12 protein-coding genes are annotated in these 16,121 nt (G+C 34.6%); 7 read left to right on the top strand and 5 right to left on the bottom strand.

Annotated features, from left to right (window positions below):
- The first annotated feature begins 121 nt into the window (after positions 1–121).
- Both C1T31_RS13880 and C1T31_RS14210 read left to right on the top strand, forming a co-directional pair.
- Positions 122–1,465 carry a deoxyguanosinetriphosphate triphosphohydrolase gene (locus tag C1T31_RS13880; protein ID WP_103053122.1) on the top strand — a complete coding sequence of 448 codons (1,344 nt, stop codon included), beginning with the start codon at positions 122–124 and terminating at the stop codon, positions 1,463–1,465.
- 100 nt (positions 1,466–1,565) lie between these two features.
- Positions 1,566–1,691, top strand: a complete 126-nt coding sequence (locus C1T31_RS14210) for a hypothetical protein (protein ID WP_262496219.1) — start codon at positions 1,566–1,568, stop codon at positions 1,689–1,691.
- Here the strand turns inward: C1T31_RS14210 and dxs are convergent.
- On the bottom strand, positions 1,688–3,454 hold the full coding sequence (gene dxs, locus C1T31_RS13875) for a 1-deoxy-D-xylulose-5-phosphate synthase (RefSeq protein WP_103053121.1): 1,767 nt from the start codon (positions 3,452–3,454) through the stop codon (positions 1,688–1,690). The genes C1T31_RS14210 and dxs overlap by 4 nt on opposite strands.
- A 133-nt stretch (positions 3,455–3,587) precedes the next feature.
- Here dxs and C1T31_RS13870 point away from each other — a divergent pair, with 133 nt between their 5' ends.
- Complete coding sequence (locus C1T31_RS13870; protein ID WP_103053120.1) at positions 3,588–6,248, top strand: T9SS-dependent M36 family metallopeptidase; 2,661 nt, start codon at positions 3,588–3,590, stop codon at positions 6,246–6,248.
- 65 nt (positions 6,249–6,313) lie between these two features.
- A complete protein-coding gene (locus tag C1T31_RS13865; RefSeq protein WP_103053119.1) occupies positions 6,314–6,763 on the top strand; it encodes a nucleoside deaminase in 450 nt (149 codons plus the stop codon).
- On the opposite strand, the gene C1T31_RS13860 is transcribed toward C1T31_RS13865, so the two are convergent.
- The 4 genes from C1T31_RS13860 to C1T31_RS13845 form a co-directional block, all read right to left on the bottom strand.
- Positions 6,760–6,936 carry a hypothetical protein gene (locus C1T31_RS13860; protein ID WP_243398961.1) on the bottom strand — a complete coding sequence of 59 codons (177 nt, stop codon included), beginning with the start codon at positions 6,934–6,936 and terminating at the stop codon, positions 6,760–6,762. The genes C1T31_RS13865 and C1T31_RS13860 overlap by 4 nt on opposite strands.
- A 58-nt stretch (positions 6,937–6,994) precedes the next feature.
- Entirely contained in the window at positions 6,995–8,773 is a 1,779-nt protein-coding gene (locus C1T31_RS13855) for a chloride channel protein (RefSeq protein ID WP_165780118.1), read from the bottom strand.
- Between the two features lie 60 nt (positions 8,774–8,833).
- Positions 8,834–10,588, bottom strand: coding sequence for an aspartate--tRNA ligase (gene aspS, locus C1T31_RS13850; RefSeq protein ID WP_103053116.1), 1,755 nt, complete (start codon positions 10,586–10,588; stop codon positions 8,834–8,836).
- 82 nt (positions 10,589–10,670) lie between these two features.
- Complete coding sequence (locus C1T31_RS13845; protein ID WP_103053115.1) at positions 10,671–11,591, bottom strand: LysR family transcriptional regulator; 921 nt, start codon at positions 11,589–11,591, stop codon at positions 10,671–10,673.
- A 104-nt stretch (positions 11,592–11,695) separates the two neighbouring features.
- Between C1T31_RS13845 and C1T31_RS13840 the strand changes: the two genes are divergently transcribed.
- The 3 genes from C1T31_RS13840 to C1T31_RS13830 all read left to right on the top strand — a co-directional run bounded on the left by C1T31_RS13840 (position 11,696) and on the right by C1T31_RS13830 (position 16,053).
- Positions 11,696–12,022 carry a hypothetical protein gene (locus tag C1T31_RS13840; protein ID WP_103053114.1) on the top strand — a complete coding sequence of 109 codons (327 nt, stop codon included), beginning with the start codon at positions 11,696–11,698 and terminating at the stop codon, positions 12,020–12,022.
- Positions 12,023–12,235: 213 nt separating this feature from the next.
- Positions 12,236–13,657 carry a proton-conducting transporter transmembrane domain-containing protein gene (locus C1T31_RS13835; RefSeq protein WP_243398960.1) on the top strand — a complete coding sequence of 474 codons (1,422 nt, stop codon included), beginning with the start codon at positions 12,236–12,238 and terminating at the stop codon, positions 13,655–13,657.
- Between the two features lie 5 nt (positions 13,658–13,662).
- Positions 13,663–16,053, top strand: a complete 2,391-nt coding sequence (locus tag C1T31_RS13830; RefSeq protein ID WP_103053113.1) for a DUF2309 domain-containing protein — start codon at positions 13,663–13,665, stop codon at positions 16,051–16,053.
- Positions 16,054–16,121: the final 68 nt, after the last annotated feature.

Genomic DNA, 16,121 nt, shown 5'->3' with positions numbered 1-16,121 from the left:
TCGGGTTAAACCTAAATGATATAACCGTTACCTGAATGTTAAGGGAGCGTCAAAAAAAATTCATTTGGAAAAGATTTCTTAACATTGAAAACCGTTATCTTGTAAGCTTTAAATTTTGATGATGAACTGGGAACAATTACTATCTTTAAAACGATTCGGAGACACCAATAAACGCTTAAGAAAAGAACAGGATGAAACCCGTTTGGGGTTTGAGGTTGATTATGATCGGGTGATATTTTCTTCAGAATTCAGAAGCCTTCAGGATAAGACACAGGTTATTCCCTTGTCTCAAACAGATTTTGTACACACCAGATTAACCCATAGTTTAGAGGTTAGCGTTGTTGGAAGAACACTAGGACGAAAAGCTGGTCAACGCTTAATTGAAAAATATCCGCATTTACAAACGGTTCATGGGTATCAACCAAACGATTTCGGAGCTATTGTGGCCGCAGCCGCTTTGGCACATGACATTGGGAATCCTCCTTTTGGTCATTCTGGAGAGAAGGCTATTGGTGAGTTTTTTAAAACAGGTGATGGTCACATGTACAAATCGGAATTGACCGAAAAGGAATATCAGGATTTATGTGATTTTGAAGGTAATGCCAATGGATTGAAGATTTTAACTGAAAGCCGAGTTGGAAGAGAAGGTGGTTTACGATTGAGCTACGCAACTCTTGGAGCTTTCATGAAATATCCCAAAGAATCATTGCCTAAAAAACCGACAAAGCATATTGCTGACAAGAAGTATGGATTTTTTCAAAGTGAAAAGAAGGCCTTTGAAGATTTAGTTGAAGAACTGGGTCTTATTAAAAGAGGTCAGAACAATGATTTAAGTTACTCAAGACATCCTTTGGCTTTTTTGGTAGAAGCAGCCGATGATATTTGCTATACGATTATCGATTTTGAAGATGGTATTAACCTTGGACTTATTCCAGAAGAATTTGCGTTGGAGTATTTAATAAACTTGGTGAGAGATTCCATTCAAACTAAAAAATACCACCAACTTAAAACAACTCAAGACAGAGTAAGCTATTTAAGGGCATTAGCCATTAATACCCTGATAAATGAAGCGGTGGATGTTTTTATGGAAAATGAAGCCAAGATTCTTAAAGATTCATTTGGTATGGCTTTATTGGACAAAAGTAAATACGAAGCTCAAATTAATGATATTATATCCATCAGTGTTAATAATATTTATCTGTCAAAAGAAGTTGTGGATAAGGAAATAATGGGTTACCGGGTGATTAATACATTGCTTCAAACCTATGTGGGTGCCATTAACAAGGCATTTTCGGGAACAGCTTCAAATTACGATAAGCTTATCTTAAAATCTATTGCAGGTAAAGTTGATGTCAATGAAGAAAGTCTCTATAAACGCTTATTGAACGTGTGTAGTTATGTAGCTTCCTTATCAGATAGCCAAGCAATCTTAAATTACAAAAAGATAGAAGGTTTAAATATCTAGTAAGAATATTCTTTCAAAAATATGCATTGTGTCGAATTAATTTGATTTTTAACGAGGTTTAATTTAATTTTAGCAACAGTAACCTACTAAATGTAATATCATGAAGAAGAACATATTAGGAGCCATCGTTATCTTTTTTGTAACGTTTGCCTGTTTATTGGCATTGAATGAAATAACGACAGATAAGGCTTCAGGTTTTGAGGTTCAATCTTACGTTGAAGATTAACGTTTCATTAAATTTTTTATCACGTTTCTTATTTGGTTGGGATTTAACCCAATCTCATTTCGAAGTTCTGGAATTCTGCCATGTTCAATAAATGTATCAGGTATTCCCAAAATTTTGATGTCGTTTTTATAATTGTTTTGTGAGGCAAACTCTGAAATGGCACTTCCAAAGCCACCAATCATACAGCCGTCCTCTATAGTCACAATTTGAGTGTACTTATTAAAAATTTCATGTAATAGAGTTTCGTCCAAAGGCTTAACAAATCGAATATCGTAATGGGATATGTTTAAATCGGTTATGGCTTCGGTAACGAGGTTTCCAATGGTTCCTATACTCAATACTGCCAATGAATTACCTGCTTGTAATTGTATTCCTGTTCCTATGTCAATATTTTCAAAAGGCAGTTTCCAATTTAACGTAACACCTTGCCCTCGTGGATATCTTATAGCTATGGGTCCATTGATTTCTTTTGATTGAGCAGTGTACATGATGTTTCTCAATTCGGTCTCGTTCCTAGGAGCGAAAATGGTAAGATTAGGGATACATCTTAAATAAGCTAGATCAAACACACCATGATGGGTTGGACCATCTTCGCCAACTAATCCAGCACGATCCAAACAAAAAATCACGGGTAGGTTTTGTAAGGCAACATCATGAATCACTTGGTCATAGGCACGTTGTAAAAATGTGGAATAGACATTACAAAAAGGAATCATACCTTGAGTTGCCATACCAGCGGCCAATGTTACAGCATGTTGTTCGGCTATGCCTACATCAAACGCTCTATCGGGAAAGGCTTTCATCATGAATTTCATAGAGCTTCCTGTTGGCATAGCAGGGGTTATGCCAACTATCTTGTCATTTGATTCCGCTAGTTCAACTAATGTATGACCAAAAACATCCTGATATTTAGGAGGTTGGTTTTGAGGAGCTTTTGGTATCAAATCGCCAGTATTGGCATCAAATTTCCCTGGAGCGTGATAGGTAACTTGATTGTCTTCAGCTTGCTTTAATCCTTTGCCCTTGGTTGTAATGACATGTAAAAATTTCGGGCCTTTAATGGATTTTAACCGTTCTAATTCTTGAATCAATTCAGAAATATCGTGACCATCAATTGGACCAGAATAATTAAAATTTAAGGCCTCAAAAATGTTATCCTGTTTTTGATTTCCAGTTTTAACATTTGTTAAATATTGTTTTAATGCGCCAACACTAGGATCGATGCCAATAGCATTATCATTAAGAACGATTAATAGGTTGGTGTCTGTAACACCAGCATGATTTAATCCTTCAAAAGCCATTCCACTGGCAATGGAAGCATCTCCAATAACGGCAACATGATTTTTTTTGAGGTCACCTTTTAATTTGGAGGCAATAGCCATTCCCAAGACAGCTGAAATAGAGGTTGATGAATGCCCTGTGCCAAAAGCATCATAGATACTTTCAGATATTTTTGGGAAACCACTTAAACCTTGATGTTGTCTATTGGAGTGAAACTGCTGCTTTCTACCTGTAAGTATTTTATGGCCATAGGCCTGATGACCTACATCCCAAACCAATAAATCGTTGGGAGTATCAAACACATAGTGAAGAGCGATAGTCAGTTCAACTACACCTAAACTGGCACCCAAATGCCCTTCTTTAACTGCTACAATGTCAATTATAAACTTACGCAGTTCTTGAGCAAGACTTTTAAGTTGAAATTCATCTAAGTCTTTAAGATCAGATGGCTCTGTTATGGAATCTAAAAGTTTGCTGTTCATCGTTGTAAAATTATTAAAATACACAACATAAATATGATTTACGCAATTATTTTAAGACAAATGATATAAAATCAACATCTCTTAGTTATATTTGTGAAATTATCAAAAAAGGAATAACCAAATTTTTTTTAAAATGAAACACAACTACTTAAAGTTCTTGTCTTTATTGGGTTTCGTTTTGTTTGTCAATATGACATTCGCTCAAAACGGCTTAATGGAATCAGAATATGGTTCTAAAATACAACAGTATTTAGATCAAGAAAAAGAGTCATTGAATTTGACTAGCAGTGATATTGCAGATTTGTCAATTAGTAAAGAATTTTTTTCTAAAAAAACCAAGATAACCCATGTGTATGTTAATCAACGTTATCAAGGAATCAATATCTTTAATGCAATTTCTAGTGTCGCCATAAAAGATAATTCTGTTTTTTATTATGCTAATAATTTTATTGGGAATATCAACGAAAGAATCAATACCACATCCCCTCAAATTAATGCACAAACAGCTATTGAGAGAGTTGTATCCACTCTTAATTTAGGAGCTGTACAAGGTTTAGAACAATTGGAAGTTAATGGTCATAAATATCTTTTTTCTGAAGGAAATATTTCGAAAAGAGAAATTCCTGTTGAGTTGGTATATTATCAAACTTTAGAAGGAGATTTGATGTTGGCATGGGATTTAAGTATCTACACAGTGGATGCTAAAAATTGGTGGAGTGTAAGGGTCGATGCTATTACTGGAGAAATATTAAATCAAAACGATTGGATATTAACTTGTAATTTTGGAGATGCCAACCATTCAAACCATGGTCACATATCTAAAGATAAGGACTTCGAATTCAATTTATTCAAAAGTAATTCACTAGTTGTAGATGGATCTCAATATAATGTTTATGCTATTCCTACCGAGAGTCCAAATCATGGTGGCAGAACACTATTGACTGAGCCTGCTGATGTGAATGCTTCGCCATTTGGATGGCATGACACTGATGGAAATGTTGGTGCTGAATTTACCATTACACGAGGCAATAATGTTTGGGCAATGGAAGACAGAGATGCTAATAATGATGTTGGGTACTCACCTGATGGAACGGCAAACTTAAATTTTGATTTTCCTTTAAATATTAATCAAGCGCCAGCGCTTTACGAAGATGTTTCTATTACCAACTTATTTTACATGAATAACATCATGCATGATGTCTGGTACCAATATGGTTTCGACGAAGCCAGTGGTAATTTCCAGCAGACCAATTATACAGGTCAAGGTGTAGGTAATGATTTTGTTTTTGCCGATGGACAAGATGGTGCCGGATTAAATAATGCAACTTTTGGAACTCCAGGAGATGGTTCAAATCCTGGTATGACTATGTTTTTATGGTCAGCTTCAGGCCCTCCAGGAGACCCATTAACTATCAATAATGGAAGTTTAGCCGGTGATTATCCTGGTTTACCAGCTCAATATGGAGGTACATTAACATCTACACCTATCACTGCAGATTTAGTTTTAGTAGTAGACAACAACATTGGCGGAATGCAATCAGCTGATCCAAATGATGCTTGTAATAACATTACCAACGGTGCTTCGTTAGTAGGTAAGATTGCTGTTATTCGTCGTGGAGTATGTGAATTTGGATTCAAAACATTAGCGGCTGAAAACGAAGGTGCGGTTGCTGTTATCATTGTAAATAATGTTGCTGATCCAGAGTTTGTATCTATGGGTGGTGGTGCTGTTGGAGACAGTGTTACCATACCAGCTATTAGTGTTAATCAAGCTGATGGAGAAGCCATTATTGCTGCACTTGAGAATGGAGAGACCATTAACGCATCCTTACTTGATGCTGGTCCTTATCAAAGAGATGGCAGTTTAGACAACGCTATTGTTGGTCATGAATATGGACATGGAATATCAAATAGGCTAACTGGTGGTGCCTTTGCATCATCCTGCTTAACCAATCCAACTCAAATGGGAGAAGGCTGGTCTGACTGGTTTTCAATAATGTTGACTATGACAGCTGATGAGGACTTTGATACTGGTCGTGGTATTGTAACGTATTCTGCTGGTCAAGGAACTGATGGTATTGGAATTAGAAATGCAAAATACAGTACTAATTTTTCAATAAATGGGTTTACCTATGCTGATACTAATAACACGGCAGCTGTATCCCAACCACATGGCATTGGGTTTATTTGGGCTACTATGCTTTATGATCTAGCTCATGCCTATGTTCAAAAATATGGTTTTGATGAAGACTTTTACTATGGAACAGGCGGTAATAACAGAGTTATGCAATTGGTTATCGATGGTTTAAAATTACAACCATGTAGTCCAGGATTTATTGATGGTAGAGATGCTTTGTTAGCTGCAGATATGGCTCTTACTGGAGGTGAAGATCAATGTATGATCTGGGAAGTATTTGCCGCTAGAGGTTTAGGTTTAAACGCTTCACAAGGAGCTTTGTTCAACAGAACAGATCAGGTTGAAGATTTCACACTACCACCTGATACGTTACCAACTTTGGCGAACTGTACAAGTTTAAGTGTTGACGAATTTAATAGCAACGATTATTTGATTTATCCTAATCCAACAAACCAAAATGTATTTATAAAGACAAATCAGAATTTTGGTAAGGTTGTATTAACACTAACAGATATTAACGGTAGACAAGTTTATTCAAAACAAGTTGATTTATTTGGTGAAGTTGAGATTGACATGACACCATTCCAATCAGGTATTTATGTATTGAATATTAGAGGAGAATTCATAAACTCCAATGATAAGATTATTAAAAAATAATTTTTAATAAAAAAATAGGAAAAGGCAGTTATTCATTTAGCTGCCTTTTTTATTTTTATAGAATTATGAAATCACCATTTGATGATAATTATTTTATGCAAAAGGCTTTACAGGAAGCTGAATTAGCTTTTGATAAAGGCGAAATACCAGTTGGTGCAGTTGTAGTTATTAAAGATAGAATTATTGCACGAGGACATAATCTAACTGAATTGTTGAATGATGTCACTGCTCATGCTGAAATGCAAGCAATTACCGCAGCCGCCAATTTTTTAGGCGGTAAGTATTTACATGATTGCACGCTGTATGTTACTCTTGAACCTTGTCAAATGTGTGCAGGAGCTTTATACTGGAGTCAAATATCAAGAATTGTTTTTGGCGCACGAGATGAAGATCGTGGATGTATAAATTTAAAAACTACATTACATCCTAAAACCATAATTGAAGGAGGTGTTATGGCAGATGAAGCTTCAAATTTGATAAAACGATTTTTTATAGAAAAGCGAAATTTGAATTAATTTTTTTGATTCTCACGATCGCGCATTTTATCCAAATTCTCTTTGGTTAACAAATACTCTTTAGCACTTCTACCTTTCCATCTATACCATGAAAACAATGGAATGACAATAAAGAACAATCCCACAACACCGAATCCAATCAACTTTTCTGAAAACTCTAGGCTAGTCGCCATTCCAGTTATTATTGAACCGATAGAAGCCAAAAAGAAAAAAGCAATAATATATTTCATGTTAAGTTGTAAAATTTATGAGCTCGCGCCTATATGCTGTGAGTAATTTAGATTTAGAAACAAACCCCATATAAATACCATTTTTAATTACAGGAAGGTTCCAAACACCCAAATCCTGAAATTTTTGCATCACCTGTTTCATACTATCATGATTATAATCAATAAATCCAGGAGGCATTTGCATAAACGTTTCAACAGAAGTGGAATGATACAATGATTGGTCAAACATGATGTTACGGATATCATCTAAAAGCAGAATACCAACTAAATGTTTATTCTCATCAATAACAGGGAAGAGGTTTCGGTTGGATTTAGCTACACCTTTGTGAAGCATGTCTCCTAAAGACATATCAGGATGTAAAGCAATAAAGTCTTTTTCTATGACACTATCTAAAGTCATTAAAGTCAGAACACTGTGATCTTTATCATGGGTTAATAACGCTCCTTTTTCAGCTAATTCTTTAGTATAGATAGTATGCTCAACGGCATTTCGGGTAATAATAAATGACATGGACACCGTAATCATCAATGGAACAAATAACTCATAGCCTCCAGTAATTTCAGCAATTAAAAAAATGGCTGTTAGTGGTGCGTGAAGTACACCAGAAATAAGACCTGCCATACCAATCAATGTAAAATTGGCTTCAGATACATGAAAATTCAAACCAACATTATTAATTATTTTGGCAACAACATTTCCTAAAGCACTACCCATTACCATAGTTGGAATGATGATACCACCAGAACCACCTGCAGCAAATGTGGTTGTCATTGCAACAGCTTTGAAGATGGTTATCCCAATCAATAGGGCAATGATAACCCAGATATTACCTAAATATTTATCAAAAGGCGTGTGCCCCAAAGCATGTAAATGATTACCGTCCAACAAATCGTTTATAAACCCGAAACCTTCCCCATATAGAGGCGGAATGAAATATAGCATGACACCTATAGCCAAACCGCCAACTATCAGTTTTTGTCCATTGGTTTTAAACCGATTGAAAAACGCATAGGTGCTAAAGTAAATTTTAGAAAAGTATATGGAAGCAATCCCAGTGCCAATTCCCAATACGATATAAAACAACGTGTCTTTTAGTAAAAACTTATCTGATACATTGAAATTGAATAGCACACCATCGCCTAGAAAAAAGTAAGAAGTCAAAACCGAAGAAACCGATGCGATGAGTAATGGGAGTAATGAAGCAAAGGTTAAATCGAGACTAAAGACTTCTATGGCAAAAATAATGGCAGCTATAGGAGACTTAAAAATAGAAGCAATGGCACCGGCTGCTGCACAACCAATGAGCAGTGTACGTGTTTTTCTATCAATATGGAATAGTTGACCAATATTAGAACTTATTGCTGATGCTGAAGCAATGGCAGGACCAAGTAAACCAACCGAACCACCAAATCCGACAGTTAGTGGTGCTGTTATTAAAGGTAAATATATTTTACTGGGTTTTATAAGCCCATTTTTCTTTGAAAGCGAAAATAGTATACTCGGAATGGCATGTTCAACGGGTTTTTTAGCAACGTATTTCATAAATAAATACACTAACCAAATACCAATGACTGGTAAAATAAAATAAATGCTGTTTTGTGACCAAACAATGACTTTTTCAAGTAACCATTCTATTCCAAAAGTGATATTCTTAATGGTTACGGATACTAAACCAGCTAAAAGTCCAATAAGCATACTCAATAAAAAAACAAAGTTCTTTTGAGAGATATACTTATATCGTAAAATGAGTATTCGTTTTATAAATGCCTGTGTAGTCATCAATTTAGTTAGTATAAACTAAAACTACTAAAAAATCCTGCATGGAGCAGGATTTTATGTTTATGATTTTAAATTTAATTTTAAGCTCAACTCTTCCAATTGTTCATTGTCTATAGGAGCAGGTGCATCAATCATAACATCGCGTCCTGCATTGTTTTTTGGAAACGCAATAAAATCGCGAATGGTTTCCTGACCTCCTAAAATGGCAACTAATCTATCCAATCCAAATGCCAATCCACCATGCGGTGGGGCACCATATTGAAACGCATCCATTAAAAATCCAAACTGAGCTTTGGCTTCTTCTGGAGTAAAACCTAAATAATCAAACATTAGGGATTGTGTTTCCTTATCATGAATTCTAATAGAACCACCTCCAATTTCATTTCCGTTTAAAACCAAATCATAAGCATTGGCTTTTACAGCACCAGGATTTGTTTTTAAAAGTTCCAGCTGACCTGGTTTTGGGGAAGTAAACGGATGGTGCATAGCATGGTAGCGTTCGGTTTCTTCATCCCATTCCAATAACGGAAAGTCTAGTACCCAAAGAGGTGCAAACTCATCCGGTTTTCGTAAGCCTAAACGTTCGGCAAGCTCCATACGTAAGGCACTTAATTGCGCTCGCACTTTATTGGTATCTCCAGAAAGCACACAGATTAAATCACCAGATTTGGCTCCGGTAACTTCAGCCCATTTTGCTAAATCATCTTGGTCATAAAACTTATCAACGGAGGACTTATAAGAGCCATCTTCATTACAACGGCAATAGACCATCCCTAAAGCACCAATTTGTGGGCGTTTAACCCAGTCAATTAGATTATCAATTTCTTTTCGGGTGTAACTATTTCCGCCAGGTACAGCAATTCCCACAACCAATTCAGCAGCATTAAATACATTAAAATCTTTATGTTGCGTAACCTGGTTTAATTCACCAAACACCATCCCAAAACGAATATCTGGTTTGTCATTACCATATAAACGCATAGCATCATCATAAAGCATTCGTGGAAACTTATCAATTTCAACACCATTAATTTCTTTAAGTAAATGACGTGTTAAACCTTCAAAAGCATTTAAAATATCCTCTTGCTCAATAAATGCCATTTCACAATCTATTTGAGTAAATTCAGGCTGTCTATCAGCACGTAAATCTTCATCCCTAAAACATTTAACTATTTGAAAATACTTATCCATGCCACCAACCATTAGCAATTGCTTGAAGGTTTGAGGTGATTGCGGTAAGGCATAAAATTGACCTTCGTTCATTCTACTAGGTACAACAAAATCTCTGGCGCCTTCAGGAGTTGATTTTATTAAATAAGGTGTTTCAACCTCAATAAAACCTTCGTTAGAAAGATAATTACGAACTTCTTGTGTAACCTTATGCCTAAAGATTAAACTGTTTTTTACAGGATTACGACGAATATCCAAATAGCGGTATTTCATACGTAAATCTTCACCACCATCAGTTTTATCTTCAATGGTAAATGGTGGTAGTTTGGCTTCATTTAAAATAGTTAATTTAGAAACTAATATTTCAATATCGCCTGTGGGTATATTGGGATTTTTAGAAGCTCTTTCAATAACTTTACCAGTAACTTGAATAACAAATTCACGACCTAAATTTTGGGCTTTATCCATCATGTCTTTAGGTGTGCGCTCTTCATCAAATACCAATTGGGTAATGCCATATCGGTCTCGTAAATCCACCCAAACAATAAATCCTTTATCACGGGATTTTTGAACCCAACCTGCTAATGTTACCTCTTTGTTGATATGCGATGCTCTTAATTCACCACAAGTATGACTTCTATACATAACCTAAATTTAGAGTTGCAAATTTAATGAAATACCCAAGAGTATAAATTTTTTTATACTGAAATTGATGTCTGAATATTTTTTAAAAATCAATCCAAGAAAATTCATTTTTAATAATATAATCTTTTTGAGCATCCAAAAAATCAAGATAGGCTTCGGCTACAGGTGATAATTTTTTTGATTTTAACCATATTAAATTCCATGTTGTGTTAATGGGTAGGCCTTTAACAGGTATTATTTGTAAATCCTTATTTTTAAGTTCATTTTTTATTCCAATTAAGGGCATGATGGAGCAGCCTAAATCAGATATAACAGCTTGCTTTACTGCTTCATTTGAGGTAAGTTCAATTTTTTTATGAACAGAAAAGTTGTTTTTAAGTATGAATTTTTCCATAGCATTTCTGGTGGCAGAACCCGTTTCGCGATAAATCAAAGGGTAGTTTTCGAATAGCTGCTTTTTACTCCGCCATTTTTTTAAATCCAGTTTTGTACTGCCTATTAACATGAGTCTGTTTTGCATAAGTTCTACCTTGTTAACATTTAGTTTTTCGGGTAATACGGAAACTAATGCAAAATCAACTTCATTAAGTTCTAAACTTTCAATTACTCGAGATTTATTAGTTACATCTATGTTCAATTCAACACCAGGGTTTTCTTTCATAAAGCCTGATAGGAAATAAGGCATTACATACTTTCCGGTAGACGCACTGGATATTTTGAGACGTCCTGACAACTGCCCTTGAAACGAGAGTGTTTTATAGTTTATGGCATGTACATGGTTAATTATCTGTTCTGCAGCTTTGGCAATATCTTCTCCAAAATCAGTTATATAAAGCTTTCTTCCTACAACTTCAGTCAAAGGAATCGGAAATTGATCTTGAAAATTTTTTAGCTGAATAGAAACAGCAGGCTGTGTAAGATTTAAAACCTCTGAAGCCTTGGTAATACTTTTTAGTTCGGCGATTTTTAAAAAAATCTGAAGTTGATGTAGTGTATAGTTCATAAATATATTTTATCTATAGCATTACAAATATAAATAAAAATATATGATAATAATGTCTAATATTTGCATCAGATTTAATTGTTTAATTATAAAAATTTAAAAAAATGGAAACCAAAGAATTAGTTAAACCTGAAAAAATTAGTCAAAAAATTCAACTTGTTAAAGGTGAGTTTACACCTTCTGAAGCTTCTCATGTCATAGGATCTTTGATAGATGAGAAGATTAATTTTCACAAAATTCAAAGACTTCAACAATGGGAAGGAAACCATTACAGTAATTCTGACGAGTTAGATGGTAGGATAACTGAACTTCAAAAGGAAAAGGGCATTGCCAAAGAATTTATTGCGCAATCATTTCAAAAAAACCAGATGATAAAAATTGATGGCGTTTTAGAAATTTCAATAATTGATAACGATTTAAAAGATAATTAAAATGGATATACAAAAGTCAATGCTTTTACCAGTTTTAGGCATGTTCACATTAGCCATTTTTACATGTTTGGCCTATATGCGCAATTCAGCTTTTATTGATGAACTTTTAATATGTGGATTTGTTTTCTCTGCTATTTTCATTATGAAAATTCGTGCAAACACTTAATGACTTCTGAATTATTTAACACTAATAAATTTTTAATTATGTCAAATATGAAAATTTCCTTTTTTTCTATTCAAAAAATCATCACTGGTTTTATGTGGTTGTTGTTCATCTGTATTTTTTCTTATGTGTTGTTCAACTTTTCCAATATTCCACAAGTAAAGCTAGGTGATTTATTTAGATTCAATGGTTTTGTAGCTCTTATTTGGTCTGTGGTTACATTTTTCAGTGGATTAATAGCAAGCTACAGTGAGAACTATTTGTCGGGCTTTAGATACCAAAACAAATTTTCGCTGTTGAGTTTAGGGTTTATGATGTCAATAATGGTTTTTGTTTCGGCAAACCATATTCTCATATTTTTAGTTATGTGGCTTTTAATGGGTTTCATAATGTCACGATTGATTGGGGTACATTCTGATTGGGGTGAAGCTAAAGAGGCATCAAAATTTGCTTTTAACAACTTTCTGCTTGGCAGCCTTTTTTTAAGTTTAGGTCTAGTGCTTCTGGCTCTAAATACAAACTCGGTTACATTGAGTGATATTTTAGCAAACTTAAATAGTGTTCCTCATTATGTCCTTCTAATCGCAGCTTTGTTTGTTATAATAGCAGCAATCATACAATCTGCAATTTTTCCATTCCATAAATGGTTGCTTTCAGCCATGACAGCTCCAACTCCTGCATCGGCACTGATGCATGCAGGTTTTGTTAATGGCTCCGGTATATTACTTACACTTCTAGCTGTATTATTGGTAGAATCAAAATCGCTTAATATCCTTTTTTTAGTTGGAGGGTTGACAGCTATACTTGCTCAATTCACAAAACTCATTCAAGTTCAAGTAAAACAAAAATTAGCCTGTTCAACAATTGCCCAAATGGGTTTTATGATTATGCAGTGTGGATTAGGATTCTTTAATGCAGCCATAGCCCACCTAATACTGCATGGGTTTTATAAAGCCTATTTGTTTTTATCATCAGGAGAAGAAATACAATCATCTGACATTCAGAAACCACTAAATATCACTATAAAACCATTACAAGCATTGGCGGTATTGTTTTTTGGAATCATGGGAGCGTTTCTATTCAATTACTTTACTGGTAAAAGCTTTGCTCTTGATAGTAGTTTGTTTTTAACACTAATTGTTGCAATAACCGTTGGTCAAGCAACTTATAATATTGTTAAAGAAAAACACCTGACACCGCTTCAAAAAACGTTTTTGCCGACAGTGCTGTTTTTTATTGGTATTTCAACCTATGCGCTAATGTACAATGCTGTAACAATCTTGATGGATGATATGGCTATTGTCTCACAGTCATATAAAATGTCTTTTATGGAAGTAGTTTTTGGTGTAATATTTTTCATTGGGTTTTTCATAATGAAATTGGGAGTCTACAAAAACTATCCTTGGCTATATGTTAAGCTATTAAATATGTCACAGCCTCAAAAGAAAACTATTTTAATGTACAAACCATAATTATTATGATTGATATATCTATAAAACATAGTATAGAAGAAGCCTCAAAAGTTATAGGAAAAACTTGGCCGCTTTATTCATTTGTCACCTCAAACCCATTATCTGGTTATGAAAATCAACATTTCACTAAAGCTATTAAACAGGCAAGATTATTTTTAAACGCCCAAGTTTTTCCTAATGCAAGTCTCTTTCGCGATGCACTGGACCAAGGTGCTATTAATAGAAAATTACTTGTTAAAATGTTAAAGGAAAATGCATTTACAGAGTCGCCAGAGTTTTATCTGTCACAACTCGCTACTGGTAAAAATGAAATTACCAATGATACTCATAACCTAGATAGAACCATGTCAAAATGGTTGGCAGTTTTTATGGATGAAGGCTTGGCGGAGTGGGAAATGCCAAATAAGCAAAAAGGATTCTTTAAGGCTTGGCGAAAGCTTGCTGTGCATGATAACAGTCTACCAAAATTGAACCTTGATGATATCCCCTTATCAAGTGAGGAGGCCTTGAGTAGCATTTTAAAGGACTTTCCAAAAGAAGATTACATAAAAATATTTACTTACCATTTGGCAGCTTTACCAGGTTGGACGGGCTACATCAATTACCGAAATACAACTAAATCAATAAGACAAGAAACCTATCCAATTATCTTGCAGGATTACTTAGCGGTCAGATTATGTATTGCAAAAATTACTAATGCCAAAATTGCTCCAGAAAAAACAACTACACCAGATGAAGATAAGCTATTTAAACTTCAATATATTTGGTTGCAGGCATGGGAAAAAAGTTGGCAGAGTGAATTAGAACGTTTGCTGAAATCCCAAAAAATCACTCATGATTTTAACAAGGAAAGCGCGAATGATTTAGAAGCTCAAATGGTGTTTTGCATTGATACCCGTTCAGAGCTCATTCGTAGGCATGTAGAATCTGCCGGAAAATATGAAACTTATGGGTATGCTGGTTTTTTTGGAATTGCTATGGATTACAAAAGTTTGGATAACGAATTGATCAGAAAGTCATGTCCGCCTATATTAGACTCCTCATATCAAGCTTCTGAAGTAACGTTAGAAAATCAAAAAGAGCAATTCGCAAAATATACTAGGATAACCAAATTAAATCAGTTTAAGGAATATATTCTTAAACGCATGAAGAATATGTTACCGTCGGCTTTTGGATTTGTTGAGGGCAGTGGTGTTTTATATTTTTTATTCCTAATTGCTCGAACATTCGCACCAGGTTACTTGCTTAAGATTAATAAGAATAACTCTATTGATCATGAATCGTTCTGTGAACCACAACTAAAAATTATTGATGACACTTCAGATAATGAAGAAAAAATTTCATTGGAAGTCAAGGTGAACATCATAAAATCTGCCTTTGATTTAATGGGTTGGAAGTCATTTTCTCCCATTATACTTTTGGTGGGCCACGGAAGCCACTCTGCCAATAATCCTTTTGGATCTAGTTTAGATTGTGGAGCTTGTGCCGCTAGTCCAGGTAGGCATAATGCCAGAGTTTTTGCCAAATTGGCCAATGATATTGAAGTGAGGAAAAACTTAAAAGAACTTCATGACATTGACATACCTGAATCAACAGTCTTTATTGGAGCAGAACATAACACAACGACAGATGAGATTATTTTATTTGATTCTGACGTTCCAAAGAGTCATTTTAAAACTGTTGCTAATTTAAAATTAAATTTAGCTAAAGCCCAACAAACAGCAACTCAAGAGCGAATGGGAATTAAAAACGGTAGTGTTGCATTAGCAAACAAAAAAGCAAATAATTGGTCTGACACACGTCCAGAATGGGGATTAGCAAAAAATGCATCGTTTATAATAGGTCCGCGATCATTAACTCAAGGTAAAAACCTAGACGGTCGATGTTTTTTACATTCCTATGATTGGAAAACGGATGAAAATGGTAAAGCATTAGAAGCCATTATGCAAGGACCAATGGTTGTGACACAATGGATTAATAACCACTATTATTTTGCAATGGTAGATAATAATATTTTTGGTGGAGGATCAAAAATCACACATAATATTACAGGTAAATTTGGTGTTGTTCAAGGAAATGGTGGTGACCTTAAAATGGGTTTACCTTTACAATCATTACAAGAAACAGACTCTAAAATGTACCACCAACCTTTAAGGTTATCTGTTGTCATTCAAGCGCCTATTTCAAGAGTGAGCGAAATTCTTTTAAGAAATGATAATATTAAAACCTTATTTGACAATGAATGGATTTATCTCATGGTATTGGATCCTACTGATAATAATAATTTTCATTATTATGAAAAACGTCTAGTATGGATATCAGAAAATACCAAAATAAATAATCGCAATCAGCATCAAAACAGCCATGTTTTTGAAATGGAGGAAAGCATTATTTAATAAGAGAATTTTAAATCAAATGAAAAAGCCTTAACAATTGTTAAGGCTTTTTCTGCTATTAATCAATC

Source organism: Hanstruepera neustonica (assembly GCF_002895005.1).
In the GTDB taxonomy this organism is placed as follows: Bacteria; Bacteroidota; Bacteroidia; order Flavobacteriales; family Flavobacteriaceae; genus Hanstruepera; species Hanstruepera neustonica.
This window is presented reverse-complemented; position numbering and strand designations above follow the sequence as displayed.